The 24,405-nt window shown below is 70.6% G+C and carries 18 protein-coding genes and 2 pseudogenes; 9 read left to right on the plus strand and 11 right to left on the minus strand.

All coding sequences use genetic code 11. The features are described 5' to 3' along the window. Window positions 1-101 precede the first annotated feature (101 nt). The 7 genes from SNOUR_RS39810 to SNOUR_RS39840 all read right to left on the minus strand — a co-directional run bounded on the left by SNOUR_RS39810 (window position 102) and on the right by SNOUR_RS39840 (window position 12,609). Entirely contained in the window at window positions 102-1,226 is a 1,125-nt protein-coding gene (locus SNOUR_RS39810) for a tyrosine-protein phosphatase (RefSeq protein WP_067357083.1), read from the minus strand. 178 nt (window positions 1,227-1,404) lie between these two features. Further along, on the minus strand, window positions 1,405-6,654 hold the full coding sequence (locus SNOUR_RS39815) for a type I polyketide synthase (protein ID WP_067357086.1): 5,250 nt from the start codon (window positions 6,652-6,654) through the stop codon (window positions 1,405-1,407). 66 nt (window positions 6,655-6,720) lie between these two features. Next, window positions 6,721-6,912, minus strand: coding sequence for a ferredoxin (locus tag SNOUR_RS39820; RefSeq protein WP_067357089.1), 192 nt, complete (start codon window positions 6,910-6,912; stop codon window positions 6,721-6,723). 86 nt (window positions 6,913-6,998) lie between these two features. Next, window positions 6,999-8,240, minus strand: coding sequence for a cytochrome P450 (locus tag SNOUR_RS39825; protein WP_079143203.1), 1,242 nt, complete (start codon window positions 8,238-8,240; stop codon window positions 6,999-7,001). A gap of 28 nt (window positions 8,241-8,268) precedes the next feature. Next, window positions 8,269-9,324 carry a DegT/DnrJ/EryC1/StrS family aminotransferase gene (locus SNOUR_RS39830; RefSeq protein WP_067357092.1) on the minus strand — a complete coding sequence of 352 codons (1,056 nt, stop codon included), beginning with the start codon at window positions 9,322-9,324 and terminating at the stop codon, window positions 8,269-8,271. A 56-nt stretch (window positions 9,325-9,380) separates the two neighbouring features. Next, window positions 9,381-10,769 (minus strand): glycosyltransferase, encoded by a 1,389-nt coding sequence (locus SNOUR_RS39835; RefSeq protein WP_067357095.1) that lies wholly within the window; start codon window positions 10,767-10,769, stop codon window positions 9,381-9,383. A 178-nt stretch (window positions 10,770-10,947) separates the two neighbouring features. Next, window positions 10,948-12,609 carry a GMC oxidoreductase gene (locus tag SNOUR_RS39840; RefSeq protein ID WP_079143204.1) on the minus strand — a complete coding sequence of 554 codons (1,662 nt, stop codon included), beginning with the start codon at window positions 12,607-12,609 and terminating at the stop codon, window positions 10,948-10,950. Between the two features lie 581 nt (window positions 12,610-13,190). Here SNOUR_RS39840 and SNOUR_RS39845 point away from each other — a divergent pair. From SNOUR_RS39845 to SNOUR_RS39870, 6 genes are all read left to right on the plus strand, one after another. Continuing rightward, window positions 13,191-14,609 carry a family 2B encapsulin nanocompartment shell protein gene (locus tag SNOUR_RS39845; protein WP_067357098.1) on the plus strand — a complete coding sequence of 473 codons (1,419 nt, stop codon included), beginning with the start codon at window positions 13,191-13,193 and terminating at the stop codon, window positions 14,607-14,609. 30 nt (window positions 14,610-14,639) lie between these two features. Continuing rightward, entirely contained in the window at window positions 14,640-15,842 is a 1,203-nt protein-coding gene (locus tag SNOUR_RS39850) for a family 2 encapsulin nanocompartment cargo protein terpene cyclase (RefSeq protein WP_067357099.1), read from the plus strand. 64 nt (window positions 15,843-15,906) lie between these two features. Next, window positions 15,907-16,770, plus strand: coding sequence for a geranyl diphosphate 2-C-methyltransferase (locus SNOUR_RS39855; RefSeq protein WP_067357102.1), 864 nt, complete (start codon window positions 15,907-15,909; stop codon window positions 16,768-16,770). 437 nt (window positions 16,771-17,207) lie between these two features. Beyond that, window positions 17,208-18,227 carry a bacteriocin fulvocin C-related protein gene (locus SNOUR_RS39860; RefSeq protein ID WP_067357105.1) on the plus strand — a complete coding sequence of 340 codons (1,020 nt, stop codon included), beginning with the start codon at window positions 17,208-17,210 and terminating at the stop codon, window positions 18,225-18,227. A 292-nt stretch (window positions 18,228-18,519) separates the two neighbouring features. Further along, window positions 18,520-19,095: a DinB family protein gene (locus tag SNOUR_RS39865; RefSeq protein WP_079143206.1), complete on the plus strand. Its 576-nt coding sequence runs from the start codon at window positions 18,520-18,522 to the stop codon at window positions 19,093-19,095. A 172-nt stretch (window positions 19,096-19,267) separates the two neighbouring features. Further along, window positions 19,268-20,173, plus strand: coding sequence for an NADP-dependent oxidoreductase (locus tag SNOUR_RS39870; protein ID WP_067357108.1), 906 nt, complete (start codon window positions 19,268-19,270; stop codon window positions 20,171-20,173). Between the two features lie 105 nt (window positions 20,174-20,278). Here SNOUR_RS39870 and aac(6') read toward each other — a convergent pair whose 3' ends face one another. Then, a complete protein-coding gene (gene aac(6'), locus SNOUR_RS39875) occupies window positions 20,279-20,752 on the minus strand; it encodes an aminoglycoside 6'-N-acetyltransferase (RefSeq protein WP_067357111.1) in 474 nt (157 codons plus the stop codon). A gap of 179 nt (window positions 20,753-20,931) precedes the next feature. Continuing rightward, window positions 20,932-21,192, minus strand: coding sequence for a hypothetical protein (locus tag SNOUR_RS46720; protein ID WP_159426029.1), 261 nt, complete (start codon window positions 21,190-21,192; stop codon window positions 20,932-20,934). Here SNOUR_RS46720 and SNOUR_RS49350 point away from each other — a divergent pair. Then, window positions 21,191-21,427: pseudogene (locus SNOUR_RS49350) on the plus strand (sensor histidine kinase); the annotation flags it as partial. The gene SNOUR_RS46720 and the pseudogene SNOUR_RS49350 sit on opposite strands and share 2 nt — an antisense overlap. 106 nt (window positions 21,428-21,533) lie before the next feature. Then, window positions 21,534-21,665 (plus strand): annotated as a pseudogene (locus tag SNOUR_RS39880) (DNA-binding response regulator); the annotation flags it as partial. A 213-nt stretch (window positions 21,666-21,878) separates the two neighbouring features. Here the strand turns inward: SNOUR_RS39880 and SNOUR_RS39885 are convergent. Continuing rightward, window positions 21,879-22,484: a hypothetical protein gene (locus SNOUR_RS39885; protein WP_312635548.1), complete on the minus strand. Its 606-nt coding sequence runs from the start codon at window positions 22,482-22,484 to the stop codon at window positions 21,879-21,881. An 87-nt stretch (window positions 22,485-22,571) separates the two neighbouring features. After that, a complete protein-coding gene (locus SNOUR_RS39890) occupies window positions 22,572-22,793 on the minus strand; it encodes a nitroreductase family protein (RefSeq protein WP_067357119.1) in 222 nt (73 codons plus the stop codon). A 710-nt stretch (window positions 22,794-23,503) separates the two neighbouring features. Between SNOUR_RS39890 and SNOUR_RS39900 the strand changes: the two genes are divergently transcribed. Beyond that, window positions 23,504-24,385, plus strand: coding sequence for a S1 family peptidase (locus tag SNOUR_RS39900; RefSeq protein ID WP_067357125.1), 882 nt, complete (start codon window positions 23,504-23,506; stop codon window positions 24,383-24,385). The last annotated feature ends 20 nt before the right edge of the window (window positions 24,386-24,405 follow it).

The following is a 24,405-nucleotide window of genomic DNA, read 5'->3' on the forward strand; positions in this document are numbered from 1 at the left end:
AACCACGCGCGAACGCCCCTTCCGGCCGCGGCCGGAAGGGGCGTTCGCGCGTGCGGTCCGTGAGCGGCTGTCGGACCGGGGGCCGGTCGACCGGTCGCCGATCAGCCGACGAGCAGTGCCTCGCGCAGTCGTGCCAGGTCCTGCTCGGTCAGGCCCAGCCCGTCTCGCAGATAGCGGTCGAAGGTGCCGAAGCGGGCCTTGACCTCGTCGAAGGCTGTGTTCAGGTACATGGCCTTGGCTTCCAGGATCGGCTTCAGACGGGCGGCCATCTCGGGGGTCTGCCGGGCGAGCGTGGCGGCGTTCTGCGCCGCGAGGTAGTCGTTGGTGGCCAGGTAGTCCCGCATGACGGTGGCGCGGTCCACACCCAGGGCCGCGAGGAGGGCGGCACTGCCCCAGCCCGTACGGTCCTTGCCGCCCTGGCAGTGGAAGGCCAGCGGGGAGGAGCCGGGGGCGTCGGCGAGCTGGAACAGCGAGCGATAGCCGTTGAGCGCGGAGGGTTTGGAGACGAGCCACTGGTAGGAGTCGGCCATCATCCGCCTGGACGCCGCGGCCGTGGCGGGCAGGTCGCCTTTGACGTCCTGGCCCAGCACGTTGGCGGAGATGTAGCGTGCGCCCGCGGGTATGCGGTCCGGGGCCTCAGCGCGCTCGTACGGCATGCGCAGGTCCAGGTCCGTGCGGATGCCCAGGCGCTCAAGCTTGGCCAGGTCGGCGTCGGAGAGGGCGTGCAGATCGCCGGTGCGGTACAGCACGCCCATCTTGACCCACCGGCCGTCGCCGGTGCGGTAGCCGCCCACGTCGCGGAAGTTGGGCGCGCCCGCAAGGTGCAGCGAGCGGTCGGCGAGGGTGAGCGGGTCGCCCTGGTCGGGTACGAGGCGGAACCACTGCCGGTCGGCGGCGGGGAGCCCGCGGACGATGACGTCGGCCTCGGCCCCGCCGTGGGCCACGAGTCGGTCGCCGACGTAGACGGTGACCGAACCGACCGTGGGCGCCTTCCAGGACACGGCGAACGAGCCGTCGGCCCGCTGGGTGACCTCGGCGTCGGTGAAGGGAATGTCGTGCGCGGCGAGGGATGCCCGCGGCGCGTGCGGGGCGGCTGCTTCGGGGGGCGTGGCGAGGGGCTCGGCCGAGGCGAGGGGGGTGGCGAGCCCCACGGCCGAGACGGCGGCCACGAACGATACGGCGATCTGGCGGGCGGCCAGCACAGCCGCCGTGGAATGGGAGTTCATGACCGGACCCTACGGTCCGGAATGGTGTGGAATTTTCTAGTTTTGGCGCGGTATGCCTGGTGCCGTTGGAGAGCGGGCCGCGCGCCGCGGATTCCGACGTCGACCGACGAGTGGGTGCGGGAGCTCCGGAGAGGTCCCGCACCCACCCGACCCAGCAGCCGTCACCCCCCGACGACCCTCAACTCCCCGCGTCCATCAGCCGGAAGAGGTCATCGTCGCTGGCCGCTGTCAGGTCCAGTGCCCCATCGGGGCCGGTCCCCGCACCACCGCCGGCCCCCGCGGTCGTGGCCGTCGTGGCCGTCACGGCCTTCAACCGCGCCGCGGTCTCCTCCGAGACTTCCGCGCCGATGGCGAGCAGGGCCTCCAACTCGGCCACCACCGACGCCACATCGCGCACGGGGGCGGCGGACCGCGCCGCGCTGCGCTCACATACGAGTCGGACCACCGCGTTCGGGGTGGGGAAGTCGTACACGAGCGTGGCGGGAAGCCGGGTGTCCGTGGCCGCGATGAGGCGGTTGCGCAGTTCGACCGCGTTCAACGAGTTGATGCCCAGCTCCTTGAACGTGCGGTGGCCCTCCTCGCCGCCCATCTCCTGGCCGCCGAGCACCGCCGACGTCTCGTCGAGGACCAGGGCCAGTACGAGTGCGTCCCGCGCGGCGTCGTCGAGACCGGACAGACGGGCGTCCAGTCCTGACGGTTCATCACCGGTCGGCGCCCCGGCCGCGCCGGTCGAGGCACCTCCGACGCCCGTGGCATCCGCGACGCGCCAGTCGGCAGCCGCGCCCGTCGCCCCCGCGGGAGCCGACGCCAGCCAGAACCGCCGCCGCTGGAACGCGTACGTCGGCAGCGGCACGGGTCGGGCCCCGGGCAGCACCGCGTCCCAGGCGACGGGAACGCCATGGGCGTGCACCCGGGCGACCGCGGTGAGCAGGGCGTCCCGTTCCGGCGCGCCGGTGCGCAACGTCGGCATCACGGCGACCCCGGGCTCCGGGTCCGCCGACTCCACGCACTCGTCGATCATCGGTGTGAGCACCGGCTCGGCACCCAGCTCCAGGAACCCGGTGACGCGCTCGTCCCGGAGCCGGTCGATCGCATCCTTGAAGCGCACGGACTGCCGCACGTTCCGCACCCAGTGGTCCGGGTCGCGCGCCTCCTCGTCGGTCAGGAGGCGACCGGTGACGGTGGAGACGAGCGGGCCGGCGGGCGCGGCGTAGGACAGCCCGTGGGCGACCGCGCGGAACTCCTCCAGCACGGGATCCATCAACGGGGAATGGACCGCGATGCTCACCGCGAGCCGCCGGGTCTTGTGACCGGCCGCGCGGAGCCGGTCGGCGAGCGCCATGAGCGGGGCCTCGGCGCCCGAGAGCACGACGGAGTGAGGCCCGTTCACGGCGGCGATCGACACGCGGTCCCGCAACTCCGCCAACCATGGGAGCACTTCGTCCTCGGTGATGCGGACCGCCACCGTCGCACCACCGGGCGGCAGCGCGCCCATGAGCCGGCTGCGGGCCGCCACCAGGGCGCACGCGTCCCGGAGGGAGAGCACACCGGCGACGTGGGCGGCGGAGATCTCGCCGACCGAGTGCCCCGCCAGAAAACCGGGGCGCACGCCCCAGGACTCGAACAGCCGGTACAGGGCCACCTGGACGGCGAACAGCGCGGGTTGCGTGTAGGTGGTGTCGTCGAGGAGGGCCGCGTCGTCGGAGTCGGGAGCCGCCCACATCACCGAGGTCAGCGGCCGTGCCAGCAGGGGATCCAGCGCCGCGCACACCTCGCGCAGCGCCTGCTCGAAGACCGGGAACGCCTCGGCCGCCGCCCGTCCCATGCCGTTGCGCTGGCTTCCCTGCCCGGGGAAGACGAAGGCCAGCCCGCCCGGCGCGGCATCGTGCGGGACGACACCGGCGGCGCGTTCGGCACGCCCGAACTCCGCGGCCGCGGCGAGTAGTTGTGCCCGGTCGGAGCCGGTGACGACGGCGCGGTGGCGGTGCAGACTGCGGGTGGTGGTCAGGGCGTGGGCGACGTCCCGAGCACGCAGGTCGGGGTGGGCCGCCAGGTGCTCGGCCAGGCGCCGAGCCTGGGTGCGCAGCGCCGCCCGGCTCCGGGCGGACAGCACCCAGGGCGCGGCCGGTTCGTCGGCCGGCTCCGGGTCCCGAACCGGCCCGGACGTCACCGGTGTCCCTTGCGGGACCTCGCCCGGCGCCTCCTCCAGGATCACGTGGGCGTTGGTCCCGGTGAGCCCGAACGAGGACACCCCCGCCCGGCGCGTGCGTCCGCTCTCCCGCGGCCACGTCCGGGCCTCGGTCAGCAGCCGCACCGAACCGGCGGACCAGTCCACCTTGGCCGACGGGGTGTCCGCGTGCAGCGTCCGCGGCAGGACACCGTGCTGCAGCGCGAGCACCGTCTTGATGACCCCGACGACCCCGGCGGCGGCCTGCGTGTGCCCGATGTTCGACTTCACCGACCCCAGCCACAACGGCCGTCCCTCGGGCCGCTGTTGGCCGTACGTGGCCAGCAGGGCCTGGGCCTCGATGGGGTCGCCGAGCGGAGTGCCGGTGCCGTGCCCCTCCAGGGCGTCCACGTCCTGCGGCGCCACCCCGGCGTCGGCCAGGGCCTCGCGGATCACGCGCTGCTGTGCCGGCCCGCTCGGCGCGGTGAGCCCGTTGGAGGCGCCGTCCTGGTTCACGGCGGAGCCCCGTACGAGCGCCAGGACACGGTGTCCGTTGCGTCGGGCGTCGCTCAGCCGCTCCAGGAGGAGCAGTCCCGCCCCCTCCGACCACGCGGAGCCGTTGGCGGAGTCGGCGTAGGCCCTCGCACGGGCGTCGGGGGAGAGCGCGCGCAGCCGGGAGAAGTGCGTGAAGGGCGTGGGGGTCGCCATGACGGTGACGCCGCCGGCCAGCGCCAGGTCGGTCTCGCCCGATCGCAGGGACCGGCAAGCCAGGTGCAGGGCGACGAGGGAGGACGAGGAGGCGGTGTCGACCGTCATCGCGGGGCCTTCGAGCCCGTAGGTGTAGGCGATGCGCCCCGAGACCGCGCTACCGGCGGCCCCGGTGGTGAGCATGCTCTCCCACGTGCTGGGCACGGCGGACGCGTTGGCACCGTAGCCGCGGTCCATCGCGCCCGCGAAGACGCCGGTACGGGTTCCCCGCAGGGACTCCGGGGCGATGCCCGCCCGCTCGACGGTCTCCCAGGCCGCCTCCAGGAGCAGCCGCTGCTGCGGGTCGATCGCCGTCGCCTCCTGGTCGGAGAGGCCGAAGAAGCCCGCGTCGAAGTCGCCCGCGTCGGGCAGGAAGCCGCCCTCGCGTGCGTAGGAGGTGCCCGGGCGGTCGGGGTCGTCGTCGAAGAGCCGGTCCAGGTCCCAGCCGCGGTCCTCGGGGAACGGGGACATGGCGTCGGTCCCGTCGGTGAGCAGCTCCCACAGGGCCTCGGGGGAGCCGACCCCGCCCGGCAGCCGGCAGGCCATGCCGATGACGGCCACCGGGTCGGCGCCGTCCGCGGAGGCCCGCCGCGGCTCGTCCCGGGACGGTGCCGGCTGGGACGTGTCCTCGTGCTCGGCCAGCCGGTGCGCGACGGCCCACGGGGTGGGGCAGTCGAAGGCCAGCGTGGTCGGGAGCAGCAGCCCGGTCTCCTCCCGCAGCAGATTCCGCAGCCGCACCGCGAGGATCGAGTCGAGGCCGAGCTGGCGGAAGTCGGCGTGGGGGGAGAAGGGGACGGCGTCGCCGTCCCTCCCGACCAACCGGCCGACGCAGTCGCGCACGACCTCCAGCGCCTCCTCGACCGTGTACGGCGGGAGCGCGCCGAGCCGGGCCGGGACGGACACCGTCCCGAGGCCGGTGAGCAGCCGCGTGAGCGCCCGACGGTCGAGCTTCCCGGCGGGGGAGCGGGGAAGGTCGGGCACGGAGACCAGTTCGAGGGGGATCTTGTGGTCGGCGAGGCCCAGCCGGTGCAGGAACGCGGTCACTTCGCTCAGGCCGATCGTGCGGTCCGCGTGGTCGGTCACGACCAGGCACGGGTACTCCCCGAGCCGGTCGTCCGGTGCGCCGGCCACCGCCAGCGGGCCCAGGCCCGCCAGGCCCGCGAGCAGCCCCTCGACTTCGGCGGCGCTGAACTTCCGACCGCCCGTGTTGATCAGTTCGGTCGCCCGGCCGTGCAGGACCACCACGCCGTCCGCGTCGACGGCCGCGAGGTCGCCGGTGCGCAGCCAGCCGTCCTCGGTGAGGGCCGAGCGGGTCAGCTCCGGTTCACGGAGATAGCCGCGGAACAATCCGGGCCCCCGGTAGTGGAGTTCACCCGTCTCGCCCGCCGCGCACACCTCGCCGTGCTCGTCGACGACCCGGACGTCCACTCCGGGGACCGGCCGGCCCACGCTGCCGTCGGGGTCCTGGGGCCGGGTGCGGGAGCCGGTGCCGATCTCGGACATGCCCCACACCACGACCAGTTCGCAGTCGAGGACCGCGCGCACCCTTGCGGCGAGCGCCGGCGCGAGAGCGGCCCCCGCGGTACGCACCTGGTGCGGCGCGAAGCCCGTCGGCTCGCCCGTCCTGGCGAGTCGCGCGAGGACATCCTGCAGTTGCGCGGGCACGGCGAAGACGACGCGGGGCGCGTGCTCCCGCGACAGTTCCAGGAAGCGCTCCACGTCCCACCCGGTGAGCAGCACCTGCCCGCAGCCCGCGAGCAGCGCCGCGTGCATGGCCTGGAGGCCGAACAGATGGGTCATCGGGCAGGCCGTGAGGACCGTACCGGCAAAGGCGTCGGCGTCCTCGGCGACGACGGCCGCGGTGTTCGACAGCAGACCGTCGTGGCTGTGCACACAGAGCTTGGGCCGCGCGGAGACCGTGCCGGACGAGGGGATCAGGACCAGCGGCAGGTCGGGGGTGACGTCCACCGGCCGGGGCCGGCTGTCCGTCCAGGCCGCCAGCAGCCCGTCCAGCGACGCGAACCCGGACTTCTCGCCTCCCGCCGCCCCGCCGGCCGTCAGCACGCCGCGCAACGACGGCACACCTTCCAGCAGCGCGGGGACCGCCGCCAGGCGCTCGCCCTCCGCGGCTGACAGGACGAACAGGGCGGGTTCCGCCCGGGCCAGCAGCACATGGACCTCCGCGGCCGGTGTGCCCTGGTGGACGGGCAACAGCACCGCACCGACGGCCGCGACGGCCAGGTGCAGGGTCTGGAGTTCCCAGCAGTTCGGGAGCTGCACCGCCACCACGTCGCCGGGCACCACCCCGGACTCCTGCAGCCCGCGGGCCAGCGCGTCGACGCCCGCCCGCCACTGCGCCCACGTCCACGAGCGGTTCCCGTCGATGACGGCCACGGAATCGGGAGCGGATGCCACGGCGGTTTCGAACACCTCGGACAGCGTCCGGGCGTCCCGTGCCTCCGCCGCGTCGGTGGGCGGCTGGATCACGTAGTCATCTGTGTGGACGGGCACCATCACTCCCGGATCTCAAACACTCTCGTCATGGGTGGGGACAACGCCGGGCTCCGCCCGGGGCGGGCCTCAGCCCTCGTGCACGGTGATCGCCCGGGACGGGCACAGGCCACTCGCCACTCGGGCCGCGGACTCCTGGTCGGCGGTGGGATCGGTGAGGAGGGTGACGAGTCCGTCGTCGTCCTGGTCGAAGAGCGCGGGCGCGTTGAGCACGCACTGGCCCGCCCCCACACAGCGGTCGGGGGCAACGGTGATACGCATGTCGATGACTCTCCTGGTCTCTCCTGCGGTGAAGGTGGGCCGCCCGGTGGCCGGGCGCACGCGCCACCGGGCGGCCGGGCCGGGCGCTACCAGCGGACCGGAAGCTCGTGGAGCCCGTGGAGCACGCTGTCGTACTTGATGCCCAACCCGTCGATCGGCACGGCGAGTTGGAGGTCGGGGATGCGCTCGAAGAGCTTCCGGTAGGCGACCTCCATCTCCACTCGCACCAGGTTCTGCCCCAGGCACTGGTGCACGCCGTAGCCGAAGGCCACGTGGCTGCGGGCGGACCGGGAGGGGTCGAACTTGTGCGGGCATTCGAAGACGCTGTCGTCGTGGTTGGCCGCGGCGACCAGCGGCACGATGCCCTCGCCCGCCCTGATGACCTGGCCGGCGATCTCCACGTCCTCGACCGCGACCCGCAGGGACACCAGGTCGGCGACGGAGTGGAAGCGCAGCGTCTCCTCCACGGCCCGCTCGTCATGGATCCACTGGGGGTTCGTCAGCAACGTGACCACGCCGAGCGCGATGTTGTTGGCCGTGGTCTCGTGGCCGGCGATGAGCAGCAGCATCAGCACCCCCGACAGCTCGTGGGGGGCGATGGCGCCGTTGGCCAGCAGCCGGCTCACCAGGTCGTCGCCGGGCCACTTCTCCTTGATGGAGATCAGGCGGCCGATGTAGCGCAGCAGGTCCTTGCCGGCCGCCCAGCGCTGCTCTTCGGTGGAGTTGCGGAGGGAGACCAGGACGCGGGTCCTGGACTCGAAGAACTCCCGGTCCGCGGCCGGCACCCCGAGCAGCGAGGAGATCACCAGGGAGGGAATCGGCAGCGCGTAGTCGGCGACGAGGTCGGCGGTGTTGCCGGCGGCCAGCATCTCGTCCAGGCGCGCCTCCACCGTCCGTTCGATGGCCGGCCGCATCGCGCGCACCCGCCGCACGGTGAACTCCGGGATCAGCGCCTTGCGGAACCGGTCGTGCTCGGGGGAGTCCATCCCCACGAACCAGCCTGGGACCTGATCCTGCTTGGGCACTCCCACGGTCTCCCCGACGTTGGGGAATCCCTCGTGCTCGGGGTTGGAACTGATCTTGGGGCTGGTCAGTACGGCACGGACGTCCTCGTGGCGGGTGACCAGCCACACCCGCTTGCCGTCGGGCAGGTGCGAGAGGACCAGCCCCTGCCGGCCGCGGTAGTCGGCGTAGTCGGGCGGCGGGAACGGCACGCCGGGCTGGCGCTGCGGAAAGTCGACCACCAGCGGATCCGTCGCGTCCACGGCCGGAACCGCCGGTGTCGAGACCGGGCAGGTTCGCGGCGCGGCCGGGCCTGTGTGCGTCATGGGTCGGTATTCCCTCTCGAACGGGCCGTCAGGCACTGTAGAACGCACGGATCCGGTCGATCACGAAGTCCTGGTCGGCGGGCGTGAGTTCGGTGTGCGTGGGCAGGTAGAGCCCGTCCTCGGCGAACGTGTGCGCCTTGAGCGAGGGCCAGTCGGGATGGAAGTACATCGGCTGCCGGCTCATCGGCTTGAAGAAGAGCCGGGTCTCGATCGACTCACCGGCGAGGAATTCGCGCAGCTCCTCGCGCCGCTCGGCCCGCAGGTCGTACATCCACAACACGTCCCGCGGCGGCATCAGCGTGATGCCGGGGACGTCGGCGAGCCCCTCGTCGTAGCGCCGCTCGATCCCGCGCCGGGTCTCCAGGATGTCGTCGAGCCGCTCGACCTGGGCGAGCGCGACGGCGGCCTGCATGGCCGTCATGCGGAAGTTGTAGGCCACCTTCTTGTGCAGGAAGCTGTGGTCCTTGGTGAACGCCATGGCCCGCAAGTGCGCCATCTGGTCCGCCAGCTTGGGGTCGTCGGTGAGGCAGATGCCCCCCTCGCCGGCAGTGATGATCTTGTTGGCGAAGAGCGAGAAGCAGGCGATGTCCCCGGTCGGCCGGACGCCGTGCGCCTCGGCGCTGTCCTCCACGACCTTCAGGTTGTACTGGAACGCGAGGTCCATGATCGCGTCCATGTCACAGCGCCGCCCGTAGATGTGGACGGGCATGATGACCTTCGTCCGCGACGTGATCTTCTCTTCGATGCGCGAGACGTCGATGTTGAGGTCGTCCCCGCAGTCGACGAAGACCGGCGTCGCGCCGGTGTACGTCACCGCCCACGCGGAGGCCACCATCGTGAATTCGGGAACGATCACCTCGTCGCCCGGCCCGACGCCCAGCGCACGGAGCGCCAACGTCAGTGCGGTCGTTCCGGACGAACAGGCCACGCCGTGCGCGGTCGCGTTGTAATCGGCGAAGGCCCGCTCGAAACGCCGGACCACGGGCCCCTGCGACGATATCCACCCGTCCTCGACCGTGGCGGTCAGGTACTCCAGCTCCCGCCCGGTCAACGCGGGCCGGGACACCGGGTATTTGAACGACATCCGCTACCTCATCCTCCTCGAAATTCCACACGTCCCACACGCGCTCACGAGCGCGTTCACTGCGGGCCCCCGGCGAGGGCCGGCAGCCCGAGGAGCAGATCGGCGGCGGTCGCCCGCCCGCCCGCCGCCCGCTGCAGCGCCCCCAGCCGTTCCGCGTTCCTGCGGAAGGAGGGGGTCTCCAACACCCGGGTCAACTTGTCGACCACGTCGTTGACGTCCATGTCCCGCGGGCGGTCGAGGGTCAGGCTGATCCCGAAGTCCTGGCCGCGCACCGCCTGGTCGTAGCAGTCCACCCACAAGGGCCGGACCACCAGCGGCTTCCCGAAGTACATGCCCTCGTTGTAGCCATTGCCGCCGGCATGCGTGAAGAACACCTTCACGTTCGGGTGCGCGAGCACGTCCAGCTGCGACGGGACCCAGCTCTCGATGCGCAGATTCCCCGGCAGGGTCTCCTCGGGAGGCAACAGGTGCTGCTGTCCCGACGGCAGTTTCCACAACACCTGATGCCGTCCGTCGAGGCGCCGGGCCACCTCCACCATCGCACTGACCTGTTGGCGCGTCAGCCGGGTGATCGTGCCGAATCCCGCGTAGACCACCGAGGACTGCGCGTCCAACCAGCCCGACAGTTCCTCGTCGTCCGGAGCCTCCGGCAGCGGCGGAACCATCGCTCCGACCAATTTCATCTGCCGTGGCAGCCGCACCGGATAGTCCAATTCGGCGATCGAATTGCACAGCACCAGCTGGGCGTTCTCGATCCGGGCCATCGGGCTCAACGGCGGCAGCCCGCGTGCCTTGCGCCGCTGGGTGTCCTGAGCCAGCACCTTGCTCATCTTCGGTGAGAGGAACATCGCCAGCGTCCGCCACTTGAACAACTGGTTGCTGATCTGCTGGGTCAGCGTCATGCGACGCGGAAATCCGGTGTGCGGAACGGGGAAGTCCCACGGCGTGTAGCCCTTCCCGAACGGCGTGAACGCCGTCAGCACGTTGCTCGGTGAGAACGGCACGCTCAACACGAACGGAATCTTCCGGGCGATGGCGAGTTCGATGGCGAATCCACTGATGCTGTCGATGACCATCAACGCCGGCTGTACCTCGTCGACGATCGCCGCGAGCTTCTGGAACTTCGCGTCCGACGCCACCGGCACGAACGAATGCCTGATCACCGCACGATGTGCCTTGAACCGCGACGACTGGGTGACTTCCCGGTAGACCTCGTCGTTCCAGGTCACCGCCGACAGTTCGCTGACGACCTCCCCCAGCGAGGCGAATTCCACCGGGGAGCCCACCGATATCCCCTTCACGTCCTCGCGCCGCGGCTCGTCGGTGGCGAACCACAGATCCGGCACGTTCCGACGGGAGAGTTCCTCGGCGAGCACGAGCAACGGATTTGCCAGCCCACTCTCCGGAAGACTGACGAAAAGGATCGGCCGTCGGGCGGAGTCCATGGATTCCCTTTCAGCGAGGACAAAGGGGGTTCGGTGAGCGAGCCCCTGCGCGGATCGGCTGGCCGCACCCTCCTTTGATCTCACGCGAGCCACCGGAAAATCCGTAGACCCGGGCGGGGAAAAAGGAGGGTGCGGCCCTCGGCGTCCGCAGCCGACCGGTGCCGTGGACCGCCGCCGGCTAGGACGCGGCCTTGACGTCCTCGGCGATGATCCGCTCGATGTTCCGCTCGGCCAGCGCCGTGATCGTCACGAAGGGGTTCACCCCGATCGAGCCCGGAATGAGCGCGCCGTCGGTGACGTAGAGGTTGTGGTAGCCCGCGACCCGGCCGTACCCGTCGGTGGCCTTGCCCAGCACGCAGCCGCCGAGCGGGTGGTAGCAGAAGTCGTCGGCGAAGTTCTTCAGCTGCGGCCCGAACAGGTCGTAGCGGTACATCGTCGTGTTGGCCTTGTTGATCCGGTCGAACAGCGACTTCGCGGCCTCGACCGCGGGCGCGTTCTGGGCCCGCGTCCAGCGCAGCACCGCCCGGTCGGTGGCCTTGTCGTAGACGAACTTGCCGCGTTCGGGGTTCTTGGTGATCGCAAGGTAGAGGCTGACCCAGGTCTCCAGACCGGCCGGCATCGGCGCGATCTCCGCGAAGACCGGGGCGGTGGGGTTGTCCCAGTCGTCGATCCCCAGGGCGGGGATCGACGACTGGTGGGCACCTGTGGGGTTCCACACGTGGTTGGCCCGTCCGGTCATGATGTTGCCGTTGGGACCCCAACCCTCCCCGACCTCCGCGTTGAGGCGGGGCAGCGCGCCGGTGTCCCGGGCCCGCACCAGCAGCTCGGTCGAACCGAGGCTGCCGGCGCCGAGGAACAGGTGGCGGCAGGCGATCTCCTTGTGGGCGATGACCGTGCCGTTGGCGTCGCTCTGGTCCACGGACAGCACGTAACTGCCGTCCGCCTGCTCCCGGATCGCGGTGACCCGGTGCAGGGTCTCGATGGTGACCTTCCCGGTGCCGAGGGCGGCCGCCAGGTAGGTCTTGTCCAAGCTCTGCTTGCCGTGGTTGTTGCCGTAGATGACCTCGCCCGCCAGCGCGGACTTGGGCGCCGTACCGGCCGCCTCGCGCTTCATGTGGTCGAAGTCGTAGACGTTGGGGACGAAGGTGGTGCTCAGGCCCGCCTTGCCCGCCTGTTCGCGCGAGACCCGCGCGAACTTGTACCACTCGGTCTCCTCGAACCAGGCCGGGTCGATGTGGTTCACCTTGAGCGCGGCGTTGGCGCGCGGGAAGTACCGCTCGTACATCTGCGCCGCGTCCACCTGCGGCAGCACTTCCTCGAAGTACGCGCGCTTCGGCACGACCGCCATGCCGCCGTTGACCAGCGAGCCGCCGCCGACGCCGCGCCCCACGTACACCGACATCTCGTCGAAGTGCACCTTGTCCAGCACGCCCGCGTACGGGTCGATGTTCCGGTTGATCACGTCCAGCCACAGGAACGAGCCGAGCGGCGCCTCGGTGCGCGACTTGAACCAGCTGGAGCGGCGGTCCGGCGTGAGCATGCCACAGAAGACGTTGCCGTCCTCCGCCGGCTTGTTCCACAGCTGGCCCATTTCGAGCATCAGCGTCGGGACCCCGGCCTCGCCGAGCCGCAGTGCGGACACCGCGGCGCCGTACCCCGTACCGATCACCACGGCCGGGACGAACGAGCCGCTGTCGGCGCGCGGGCCCTGCTTGTCGGCGGCCGTGGCACGCGGGGCGGCGGAAATCGTGGTCATGCCGGCGACGGCGGCGCCACCGAGGGCCGCCAGCCCGAGCAGACGACGCCGTGACAGATGCTGGTTCTGCTGGTTCTCGAACACGTTGAGGGTACCTGGCCTTCGCCGACAGGAATTTTCCCCGCAGGGCTGATCCGCGGGGGCCGTCCCGAGGGGGATCGCGGGCCGTCCAGCAGCCCGAGCCGCCGCGCGCCACCATCCTGAGCGCGAAAGACTGCGGGAAATGGCAGAGATTCGACGGCCGTTGGCCGACTAGAATGCGCCGCCCTTCCAGAGCGCCGCCAGGTCGCAGGCACCCCGCGCGCCGGCTCCCGGAGCCGAGAATCAGGCACGGTCGACGAGCGCTCGATCGCGCATTATCAGCCACCTCGACGGCGAGCTTCGTGGCGCCGAACCACTCGCCTTCGCGCGCGTATCGGCTTGATCAAAGGATGAGTTAGCGCAGCATAGCGGACACCTTGAGCCGCGGATTTCCGTGTGCTGCACCGCGATGGACCGCGCGACGCGCGGCAGATGGGTGGCGCAAAAGGATCTCTGTGTCGCCGGTGGTTTCGACCAACATCACTACCCGCTGGTTCACTTGCGGAACAGGAGCTTCTCGTCGCCCGATCGGGTGATTCCGAGGGCTCCTTCTTGATGCGTGCGCCCCCATGGAAGGGACCAGGATGTCGATCGCAGTGGACCCGCAGCAGCCCGAGCAGCCGACCGGCCGGGCACAGCTCAGCCTCGGGATCGCCGCTGCGCGGAACCTGGCGACCACCACCAAGACCGTCCCGCAGATGCAGGGCACCAGCTCGCGCTGGCTGCTGCGCATGCTGCCGTGGGTGGAGGTCAAGGGCGGCGCGTACCGGGTCAACCGACGCCTGGTCTACGAGGTCGGCGACGGCCGGGTCACCTTCGTCCAGGAGGGGAGCGCGGTCCGGGTCGTCCCGGCGGAGCTCGGGGAACTCCCGCTGCTGCGCGGGTTCGAGGACGACATGACGCTGCGGGCGCTCGCCGACCGGTGCCGCCGGCAGCAGTACGGACCCGGCCAGGTCATCGCCGAACAGGGCGGGGCCGTCGACCACGTCTATCTGATCGTGCACGGCAAGGTGGAGAAGGTCGGCACCGGAAACTACGGCGAGCAGACCCGCCGCGGTGTGCTGTCCGACGGCGGCTTCTTCGGCGGACATGCGGTGGCCGAGGAGCCGGGGGAGTGGGACTTCACGGCGCGTGCGATGACGGCGTGCACGGTGCTGGCCCTGCCTCGGGCCGCCTACGAGGAAGTGGCCGACCGCGACGACCGGTTGCGGGCCCACGTCCGGCAGCGCGAGGCCGAGAAGGGGCGCCCGCAGAACAAGAAGGGCGAGGCGAACATCGCCCTCGCCGCCGGCCACACCGGTGAGCCGGTGATCCCGGGGACCTTCGTCGACTACGAACTCCAGCCCCGCGAGTACGAGCTGAGCGTGGCCCAGACGATTCTGCGGGTGCACACCCGGGTCGCCGACCTCTACAACGACCCGATGGACCAGGTCGAGCAGCAGCTGCGGCTGACCATCGAGGCCCTGCGCGAACGCCAGGAGTCCGAGCTGGTCAACAACCCCGAGTTCGGACTGCTGCACAACGCCGACTACAACCAGCGCATCTCCACCCACTCCGGCCCGCCCACACCGGACGACATGGACGAACTGCTGAGCATGCGGCGCGGGACCAGGGCGTTCTTCGCGCACCCGCGTGCCATCGCCGCCCTCGGCCGCGAATGCAACAAGCGGGGCCTGGCGTTCGACAGCGCCGATGTCGCCGGCCACCCGGTGCCCGCCTGGCGCGGCGTGCCGATCCTTCCCTGCGGCAAGATCCCCGTCTCGGACGCGGGCACCTCCGCCATCCTCGCGATGCGCCTGGGGGAGGCCGAGGAAGGGGTGGTCGGCCTGCGCCAGACAGGCATCCCCGACGAGTACGAGCCGGGCCTCAACGTGCGGTTCATGGGCATCAACGACCAGGCCCTGATCTCCTACCTGGTCAGCACCTACTACTCGGCGGCCGTTCTCGTGCCCGACGCGCTGGGCGTCCTGGAGAACGTCGAGGTCTTCCACACCCCGTCCTGACGTAGACGGCGCGAACGGAGAGCAGAACCGGTGTCACAGCTGTCCCGGATGGCCGCACCCCTGGCCCGCCACCATGTGGCGCGACTCGCGGCCACCCTCCTCACCCACAGCCGGGGAATCCGCCCGCCCGCACCGAAGACGCTGCCGGGAACCGTCCGCCACCAGGCGCGCACCGCCGTGCCCACCGGACCGACCGGGATCGGCACCTCCGCGGCCCGCATCACGGCCAGGCGGGCGACCGGCGCGCCACCGGACACGACGGGCGGACAGGGCACCGGCGTCCCCGAGCTGTACTGTCCGCCCGCGATACGGGACGACCAGGCGCTCGGCCGGGAGGTCAACGACCGGCTGGTCGACTGGGCGGAGGAGGTCGGCCTCTACGCCGGACGCCTCGCACGCGTACGCGCGGCCGACTTCGGGCGCCTGATGATGCTGGCCCACCCCGACAGCGACGACCCGGACCGCCTGCTGGCCGCGGCCAAATGTGCGCTGGCGGAGTGGGCCACGGACGACTACTACTGCGACGACGAGACCATGGGCTCGCGGACCGAACTGCTCGGCTCGCACCTCGGCCCCGCCTACGCGGCCCTCGACCCCGCCCACCTCCCGGCCGGCTACGCACCCGCATGGGAACGGGACATGGCCGACGACCCCGTCCGGGTCGCCCTGCGCTCGGGGCTGCGCGACCTGGCCAGGTACGCGGACCCCTCCCAGGTGGCCCGGCTCCGCCATGAGGTCGCGGTCCTCTTCGTGGGGTACGGACAGGAGGGTTCCTGGCGCTCCCGCGACCATATGCCCACCGTCCACGAATATCTGGCGCACCGTCAGATCAACAGCTTCCTGCCCTGCATCGCGCTGGTCGACGTGGTCGGCGGCTACTCGGTGGCGGCCGCCGAGTATGCCGACCCGCGGGTCCGCCGCGCCGTGACGACGGCCGCCACGGCCAGCACGCTCGTCAACGACCTGTACTCGATGGCGAAGGAGGACCACTCCTCGGGCGTGGAGTTCAACCTGCCCAGCGTGATCGCCGCCGAGGAGCGGTGCTCGCCGCGCGAGGCGGTCGAACGCAGCGTGGAGATCCACGACGAACTGGTCCGCACCTTCGAGGCGGAGGCCGCGGCCCTCGTCCTCACCGGATCGCCGCAGCTGCGCCACTTCCTCGCGGGCGTATGGGCCTGGCTCGGCGGCAACCGTGAATGGCACAGCGGAAGCCTCCGCTATCACGACGCCTGAGCCCGACCTCCCCCTTTCGTTGCCACCCACGCGGTCCTTCCACATGCAGTCAAGGAGCCTCCCCATGACCACCGCCCCTCTCTCTCCCGCGGCCCCGGTGCTGCGCACGGCCTACCAGCAGTCCGTTGCGGACTACTGGAACAACGAGAAGGACCCGGTCAACCTGAGCCTGGGCGACGTCGACGGCCTGTACCACCACCACTACGGGCTCGGCGACTACGACCCCTCCGTCCTGGAAGGCCCCGAGGACACCCGCGACGCACGCATCATCGAGGAACTGCACCGACTGGAATCGGCACAGGCGGACACCCTCCTCGACCACCTCGGCCCGATCGCCCCCGAGCACCGCCTCCTCGACGCCGGATGCGGACGGGGCGGCAGCAGCATCATGGCCAACGCGCGCTTCGGCTGCCAGGTCGACGGTGTGTCCATCTCCCAGGCCCAGGTCGACTTCGCCAACGGCCAGGCCCACAAGCGGGGCGTGGACGACAAGGTGCGTTACCACTTCCGCAACATGCTGGACACCGGCTTCCCGACCGGAGCCTTCCAGGGCATCTGGAACAACGAGTCCACCATGTACGTGGACCTGTTCCAGCTCTTCTCCGAGCACGCGCGCCAACTGGCCTTCGGCGGTCGCTACGTCGTCATCACGGGCTGCTACAACGACGTGACCGGCGGCCGCTCCAAGGCGGTGAGCCGGATCGACGAGCACTACACCTGCAACATCCATCCCCGCAGCGCCTACTTCAAGGCGATGGCAGCCAACGGCCTCGTCCCCATCAACGTCGTCGACCTCACGTCGGCCACGATCCCGTACTGGGAGCTGCGCGCCGAGTCCTCCCTCGCCACCGGCGTCGAAGACCCGTTCCTGACCGCATACCGCGAAGGCAGCTTCCACTACCTCCTCATCGCCGCCGACCGCGTCTGACCGCTTCTGACGGCGTCCGACCCTGTCCGGCTGGATGTCCGGGGTCTGACCAGCGGAGACCGCCTGCCCAAGGACACCCGGCCAGCCACCCGGTGCCGGGGCGGGCGGTGCGGCACGCCTCGGCACCGGGTGCACCCGCGCAGTGAGTGCGCATGACGCCCCGAAGCGATCAATCGCCCCATACGTCACTCCCGCATGGATGCCTGCATGTATAGGAGAAAATGTCCGAACTTCCCCTGTCGTCGGCTGCCGTTACGCACCACAGTCACTGCTGTCCGAAAGCGGCTGCCGTCTTCCCCCCGTCAGTGACCTCGTGCTGTTGTGGCCCTTCCCAGGAAAGGCCGCGCCCTGCCGGCGCAGGGCGACACCCGCGAGGCGCCTGCCAGTTCGGCGATCCCGGCAGCTGCTCCCCACCCTCACCGACGAGAGGGCAGCACATGTCGACCACGACACGATGGATCCTGACGTTCGACTCCTCCTGCGGCACCTGTTCGGCGGTCTCGTCCGCCGTTGCCGGGGCCAGCCGGGGCAAGCTGGAGGTGATGCCGCTGACCGACGCAGCGGTACGACGGTGGCGCGCGGAAGCCATGGGCCCCGACCCCGTGTGGGCGCCGACCCTGCTGCGGGTGACCGGCGGCTCGGCCCGCGCCTGGACCGGCCCGCGGATGGCTCCGCCACTGGTGCGTCGGCTGGGGCTGCGGGCGACCGGTCGCGTGCTGGTGGCGCTGGGCGAGCTGCGTCACACGGCCCGCACCGGGCGGAAAGTTCCGGTCGCGGACCCCGCCGTACAGCAGGCCAGCGCCGGTGTGAGCCGCAAGCGGTTCCTGCTGCTCGCGGGCGGCGTCAGCACAGCGGTCGGCATCACCGTCGCCGGACAGACACCGGCATTCGCGCGCTCGGCAGACACCGAAGCCCGAGCCTGGGTCGCCGCGCACCGCGACACCTTGCCGCGCACCTACGCCGACATCGCCCCACTTCCCTCCGCGGTGCGGCAGGCGGTGCTGGTGGAGTTGTCCCCGACGGAGCGCAGCCGGGTGTGGACCGAGCACCTGGCGACGTTCCGGGCCGCCCATCCGTGCCTGACCGCGCAGCAGAGCCGCGTCGTTCAGGACGCACTCGCCCTGGCAGGCTCCGAGGCCACGTTCGCGGCCGGTGAGCCGACCAAGGGCTCGGCACTCCAACGCCGCATCTCGGCGGTGGAGGCAGCGGCGAAGGAGACGTTCGGCGTAGCGGACAGCGCGGCGCTGCTGGTCACGCTCGGCCCCGCCGGCGCCACCCAGGCACACAGCGGCCGGAGCCGGACGGCCGCCGGCATCCAGGACACCTGCAACTGCAGCACCACGTCGGTGTGGTGCACCGTATGGGAGGGCCCGCACTGCAACTGCTGCTTCTGCGGCGTGACCTCGGGCTGTGGCTTCCTCGGCCTGTACCAGTGCAACGGAACCTGCACCAAGTGACCGACCCGGAACGGCACGATCGCCCAGCGCCCCTGTCCCACGGCGGATCGGCGCCCATGCCGGCCCGCGCACCACGGACGCCGGCAGTTCTCGGACACGGCAGCCAGGCGTGTCGTCCCGGGACGTTGTCGGCACCTGCGCCGGGCAGTTGAAAGGGCAGCGAGGGTCCTCCGGATGCGGTGCGGAGCACCACCCGCGCACCAGGACCCGTACTCAGAGGGTCCTCCTGCCCCACCGAATCACCTGGCCCACGGGGTTCCGAGGACGGCCACTCGGAGCACACCATACGAGCATGAAGATTCCCGACCGCCGGATCGAACTGTTCACCGGCAATGGCACCAGCACCGGCACAGACACAGGCACCAGCAGCGAGCGCCGATTCAGCGGCCCCGCGACCGGCGACGAGCGAAGCATGCTGGTGGCCATGCTGGACGCCCAACGCGCCACCCTGAAGCTGAAGTGCTCCGGGCTGGGACCGGAGTTGGCACTGCGCTCCGTGCCCCCCTCCTCGCTCTCCCTCCTCGGCCTCGTCCGACACCTCGCCGACGTGGAACGCCGCTGGTTCCGAGCCGTGCTCGGCGGCCACGACGTCGAGCTGCGCTTCTCCTCCACGGACGTCCCCGAGGGCGACTTCGACGGCGCGGGACCCGAGGCCGTCGAAGAGTCCTGGGCGGTCTGGCACGCCGAGGTCGCTTTCGCGGAGGCATGCGTCGCCGAGGCCCCGCATCTCGACATCGAGGGTCAGGACCCCTGGCGGGGCACGGTCTCCCTGCGCTGGGTACTCATCCACATGATCGAGGAGTACGCCCGCCACAACGGACACGCCGACCTGATCCGCGAACGGATCGACGGAGCGGTCGGGGTGTGACCCCGAGCGGCCGACCGGCCGTCCCGTCCGCGTCGCGTCCGCTCCACAGCGCACCCATCTGGAGGGGCACCCTCCACCGCACTGATCGGCCGGTCGTGCCGAGTGGAGGGAATCCCCACATCAGCACGAGGGTTGCACGACACACCAGCAACAGTCGTGTGAAGGGCTCTCCGTGCGCGCCATACAGATCGATCGATTCGGCACCCCCGACGTTCTCAACCTCGTCGAGGCTCCCCGACCTGAGCCGGGCCCCGGAGAGGTGCTGATCCGGACCATCGCGACCAGTATCAATCCCGTCGACGACAAGACGCGGGAGGGAGCCATCGGCGAAGGGACGCCCCCGCTGCCGATGACGCTCGGCTGGGACCTGGCCGGCGTCGTGGTCGACGGGGGAGACAGCGCGCTACGCCCCGGCGAACGCGTCATCGCCATGTCACATCAGCTCAGCTCCGGACGGGGCACCTGGGCCGACCTGGTCACACTGCCCGCAACGGCAGTCGCCGCCGCGCCGCAGGCGGTCAGTCTGGTCGAGGCCGCGACTCTGCCGCTCCCCGGACTGACGGCCTGGCAGACCCTGAACTGGCTTGCGGTGTCTGCCGGAGAGCGGCTGCTGATTGCCGGCGCCGCCGGTGCGGTCGGCGGGTGTGCACTCCAGATGGCCCGCGCACGAGGCGTCGAGGTCGATGCTCTGGTCTCCCGTGACACACAGGTGACCTTCGCCCGCGACCACGGCGCGGGCGTTGTCGCCACCGACCCCGACGCGTTTCAGGACCGCGGTTACGACGCGGTCTTCGACACCTTCGGGGCCTTCCTGACCGAGGCGGTGAAGGACGGCGGCCGGTACGCCTCGATCGCCACCCAGGCCGGTCCGGTCCCTGACCTGTCCGCACGAGGAGTGCGTACCACCGTCAACCAAGTGCACGAGGACGGCGCAGGGCTGAGCGCACTGACCAAGCTCGTCGACGACGGCTCGTTGCGATTGCGGTTGCACTCCACCTACGGCCTTCAGGACATCCGAGCCGCCCACCAGCGCTTCCTCCAGGGCAACTTGTCCGGCAGGATCGCCCTGACCTTCTGACCACGCCCATGGCCCTCCGGCACCCGCACCGGGCCTGACGCTCCCCGAACCCTCGCCGAGCCCGGATGGATGAGGATGGCGGCGAGGGGGAGGGCAGCCGACCGGTCAGGTCAGCTCCTCGGCGAGCAAGTCCATCAACAGTGCGTCCTGCCAGAGCCCGGTCCGGTGGTCGCGCCCGTATGCTCGCATGATCCCCACCGGCTTGAACCCGACCTTGCCGTAACTGCGGATCGCTGCGGTGTTGGCCGCCGCGGGATCGATGGTCAGCCGGTGATGACCGCGTTCCCGCACCAGCCACCTGGCCAGTGTGCGCACCGCGTCGGCGCCCAGCCCCTTCCCGTGATGTCGTGCGGTCAGGAAGATGTCGATGCCGGCGCGGCGGAACTCGGGGTCGGTCTCTTCCTCGAACTGCACCGCTCCGATGACCTCGCCCTCGAAGACGATGGCGAGCATGCCCTCAAAGTCTTCCGGGGGCGACCACCACGCCGCGACTTCCGGCTCTCGCACGATCCTGTCGAGAACCTCACCCTCGCCGTATCCCACCGGCCGCAGTACGACGTCGTCCCCGCGCAGCTCCATGCCTCCATTATCCCTGGGAACTGTTCGTTCCCCTTCCCGAAGGGCGGGGAGCGTCCTGGCTCGGCCTGCCGCCCGAGCCCCTCTGCTCCCTCCTCCGGGGGAGGAGGAGATGGGTCACGTCGGCGATGTCCAGGGGGACTTCCGCGGCGAGGATCACGCCATGACCAAAACCATCGTCTTCACCGCCGCGCCACTCCTCGTCCGTGCTGCTCTACCTCGGCCTGCTCGTCATGTTCTGCCAACTCGCGCTGGTCCGGGCCGTTCCCGTATGGCGGGCGGTGGCGGTGGTGTTCGCCGTGCCGGTTTCCCTCCTGGGACTGGACGCGCTGCCGGACGTGGGCCTGTTGCTGTGCGTCGGACTCGCACCGTTCCCGCGCCGCGGCCGCGTTCGGCGCGATCGCCGGCACCGGCCGCGACGCCCTGGACCAGTTGCGACGCATGCTGGCCGTCCGCAACGACAAGGACGATCCGCGCGCCCCGCAGCCGACCATCCACGACCTGCCCGCACTCGCCCGGCAGGTTGCAGGAGCCGGTCTGGAGGTGGTGAGCACCGTTGAGGGCGGGCCACGGTCGGTGTCTGCCGACTGCGGTGCCGCGGTGTATCGGATCGTGCGGGAGGCACTGACGAACGTCGTCAAGCACGCCGGCGCGAACCGTGCCGAGGTGCGGCTGCGCTGGTGCGACGATGGACTGGACATACGCGTCGACGATGACGGCCGCGGCGCGGGGAAGAACCTGCCGTCCGGCGGGCACGGCCTGGGGGCAGGACGACCACCTCTTCGACGCCCTGTACGCGGGCGTGAGCGGCTTCCTGCTCAAGGACGTGCGGCGGGACGACCTCGTGCACGCCGTCCGCGTGGTCGCGGCGGGCGACTCGCTGCTCGCCCCCTCAGCCACCCGCACCCTGATCGCCGCCTACGAGACCGGACTGGTCGTCCCCGGGCGCCTCGTGAACTGAACCGCGGCCTCCGCACAGACGCGCCGGGCGCTGTGCCCCGCATGCGCCGCCCCGGAGAGGCCGACGTCCGTCGCCTCGCCCGCGCCCTCGAAGCCCGGCAAGCTCCGCAGGCCCCGGGCGAGGTCTTCGTCACCTGGTCCGCGCGCTGAGCAAAGGGACAGTCCTGGTCTAGGAGTTGGGACCCTCACGCGTTTCCATGAAGTCGCTGATCAAGGCCGTGGAGTCGCCGGCAGAGGGTGACTGGGACCGACGCGCGGGTTCGCCACCAGCCTCCCCAGCGACGCCCAGATCACGCCGCATGGCCTCTCTCATGGTGTCTATCAAGGACCACAGCGCATGTTGCGCGTCAGCGGCTGACCGCAGGCTCTCGCCCGGCCGGGGATTGCCCTGCTCCAGTCGTTTGACCTGTCCATGGACCCGGGTCAGTGTCTCGTTCAGCTCGTGAGCCGGGGCAATCACGGCGTCGGGCGCGATCATCAGGGCCTCGGACCACCGGTCGCGGTAGGTGTCCTTGGTTTCTTCCAGCGCCCGAATGTCCTCGTCCCCGGGTGTGCGGTCCCGCATGACGTACAGGTGACGGCTGAGCGCCGTGGCGAACTGCCGTGCATCCCGGTGCAGTTCCGAGTAGCAGCTCCGCCGGAGTTCACGGTTGTCACGAGCCGCTTGAATGGCCTGGGTCATCTCCAACTCACGCCTCTTGGCCCGGTCGGCACCCCGCTGGGTGAGCAACGCACCCCCTAGCGTGCCCGCTACACCAGCCACCGCGATCAGCACAGCCCCAACGTCCATCGGATCACTCTAGACCGCGCCCCCAGATGAGCAGACGGAGAGGACCGCAGCTCGCCACCTCGATCGGCTTCCTCACCCTGCCCCGAAAGAAACGGCCCGGTCATGGAATGCCGTGGTTGCCGCGAGCGTGGCCCGCCCGGTCGTGACCCGGTTCACCGGCGCGGCCTCGTCGGCATAGCCGAAGGAGATTCCCACGAGCAACTTGCCTCCGGTGACGCCGAGTTCGGCGCGGACGGTGTCGGCGTAGAAGCTCAGCAGCCCCTGCGGGCAGCTGTCCAGGCCGTAAGCGGTCATCGCCAGGACCTCGCGGGCGGGAGCGCATTCTGGCCGCCGCCGCCGCGGAGTTCCCCGACCCAAAGAGCGCGGTCCACTCCTGCGCCCGCGAACAGAAACTGCGGATGGTGCAGTTGGTCGCCGCCCTCGTGACGGACATGGGCTGCCGCCAACCCGTCGCACTCGCCGAACAACTGGTCACCCTCGCCGACGGGGCGGCCAGCCGCGCCATGGTGCTGGGCGATGCGGACTACGGCCGGCACGCACGGGCGGCAGCGGAGGTTCTCCTCAAACACGCTCTGCCGGACCCAAATTGGCGTCCAGCACATCGCCGACCGGCGGATCCTTCTCCGTGTGTGGTTGGGTTCCATGTTGACCGAACTCGTCGTCCACCACCGCCCGTCACCTCATCGCCGCAACCCATCGGCACGACCACGGACAAGAGAGCTGTGAGACACCGCAGTTGTGGACAGGAAGCAAGCCGTCGAGCGGGCGCAGGCCAGCGCTCCTGAAGGCAGTACGCACGACCGGAAAGCTCATGGCTGTTCAGTACGCACCTCCGAACTCCGCTGGGGCAGCGTACCTTTGTGATCTCCGGTCAATTTTCCACTGTTCTCGGAAGCCCATTGCCCTGGAGCGCACTCCAGCACAGAATGCGCGTGACAAATCCGGAGTGGCGGAGGGCGACCGACGCCGTGGAACTCCGGACACAGAGCTGAGAGGACCCCCACATGTATCGACCTCTCGTCGGCACCCTGGCCACCGCCGTGCTGGGAGCCGCCGCGTTGGTGACCGCTGCTGCCCCGGCGGGCGCGGTCCCGGTCGGCGCCGCCGCGCACCACAAGCCCAAGCCGCCGCGGGCCCAGGCCGTCGACTTCGCGGGCACGGTGGCGCTGGACGACTGTTCCGGATCGATCGTCAAGATGCCCACCTCGCAGCCGGACGACCCGGCGCTGGTGATGACCAACGGCCACTGCCTGGAGAGTGGGATGCCCACCGCGGGCCAGGTGATAGTCGACCAACCTTCCAGTCGCGGCTTCACCGTCCTGGACAAGTCGGCCGGCGACCTGGGCTCGATCCAGGCCACCAAGGTCGTCTACGCGACCATGACCGACACCGACGTGACGCTCTACGAGACCGGCTCGACCTACGCGCAGATCGAGCAGAAGTACGGGATCAAGCCGCTGGAGCTGTCCACCGACCACCCCGCCAAGGGGGCCGGGATCAGCGTCGTCTCCGGCTACTGGAAGAAGACCTACACCTGCAGCATCGACGGGTTCGCGCCCACGCTGAAGGAGGGCGACTGGACCTGGAAGGATTCGGTCCGCTACACCCGGGAGTGCAATGTGATCGGTGGCACCTCCGGGTCGCCGGTGATCGACAACTCCACCGGCAAGGTCACCGCCATCAACAACACCATCAACGAGAACGGTGAGCGCTGCACCGTCAACAACCCGTGCGAGGTGGACGAGAACGGCAACGTCACCGTCCACAACGGCATCGGCTACGCGCAGGAGACCTACGGCATCCCCAAGTGCTTCGGCACCGGCAACAAGCTCGACCTGAACGCCGCGGGCTGCACCCTGCCCAAGCCGTCGGGCCTCCGCCACTGACGGACAGCTGCTGACGGAAC

It is taken from the genome of Streptomyces noursei ATCC 11455, from assembly GCF_001704275.1.
Lineage (GTDB): Bacteria > Actinomycetota > Actinomycetes > Streptomycetales > Streptomycetaceae > Streptomyces > Streptomyces noursei.

Bases quoted from the DNA above. Each gene is read 5' to 3' on its own strand.
- SNOUR_RS39810 (WP_067357083.1), bottom strand. From the start codon at position 1,226: ATGAACTCCCATTCCACGGCGGCTGTGCTGGCCGCCCGCCAGATCGCC.
- SNOUR_RS39815 (WP_067357086.1), bottom strand. From the start codon at position 6,654: ATGGTGCCCGTCCACACAGATGACTACGTGATCCAGCCGCCCACCGAC.
- SNOUR_RS46720 (WP_159426029.1), bottom strand. From the start codon at position 21,192: ATGCGTCGCAACTGGTCCAGGGCGTCGCGGCCGGTGCCGGCGATCGCG.
- SNOUR_RS39825 (WP_079143203.1), bottom strand. From the start codon at position 8,240: ATGACGCACACAGGCCCGGCCGCGCCGCGAACCTGCCCGGTCTCGACA.
- SNOUR_RS39835 (WP_067357095.1), bottom strand. From the start codon at position 10,769: ATGGACTCCGCCCGACGGCCGATCCTTTTCGTCAGTCTTCCGGAGAGT.
- SNOUR_RS39820 (WP_067357089.1), bottom strand. From the start codon at position 6,912: ATGCGTATCACCGTTGCCCCCGACCGCTGTGTGGGGGCGGGCCAGTGC.
- SNOUR_RS39845 (WP_067357098.1), top strand. From the start codon at position 13,191: ATGTCGATCGCAGTGGACCCGCAGCAGCCCGAGCAGCCGACCGGCCGG.
- SNOUR_RS39855 (WP_067357102.1), top strand. From the start codon at position 15,907: ATGACCACCGCCCCTCTCTCTCCCGCGGCCCCGGTGCTGCGCACGGCC.
- SNOUR_RS39860 (WP_067357105.1), top strand. From the start codon at position 17,208: ATGTCGACCACGACACGATGGATCCTGACGTTCGACTCCTCCTGCGGC.
- SNOUR_RS39830 (WP_067357092.1), bottom strand. From the start codon at position 9,324: ATGTCGTTCAAATACCCGGTGTCCCGGCCCGCGTTGACCGGGCGGGAG.
- SNOUR_RS39900 (WP_067357125.1), top strand. From the start codon at position 23,504: ATGTATCGACCTCTCGTCGGCACCCTGGCCACCGCCGTGCTGGGAGCC.
- SNOUR_RS39865 (WP_079143206.1), top strand. From the start codon at position 18,520: ATGAAGATTCCCGACCGCCGGATCGAACTGTTCACCGGCAATGGCACC.
- SNOUR_RS39890 (WP_067357119.1), bottom strand. From the start codon at position 22,793: ATGACCGCTTACGGCCTGGACAGCTGCCCGCAGGGGCTGCTGAGCTTC.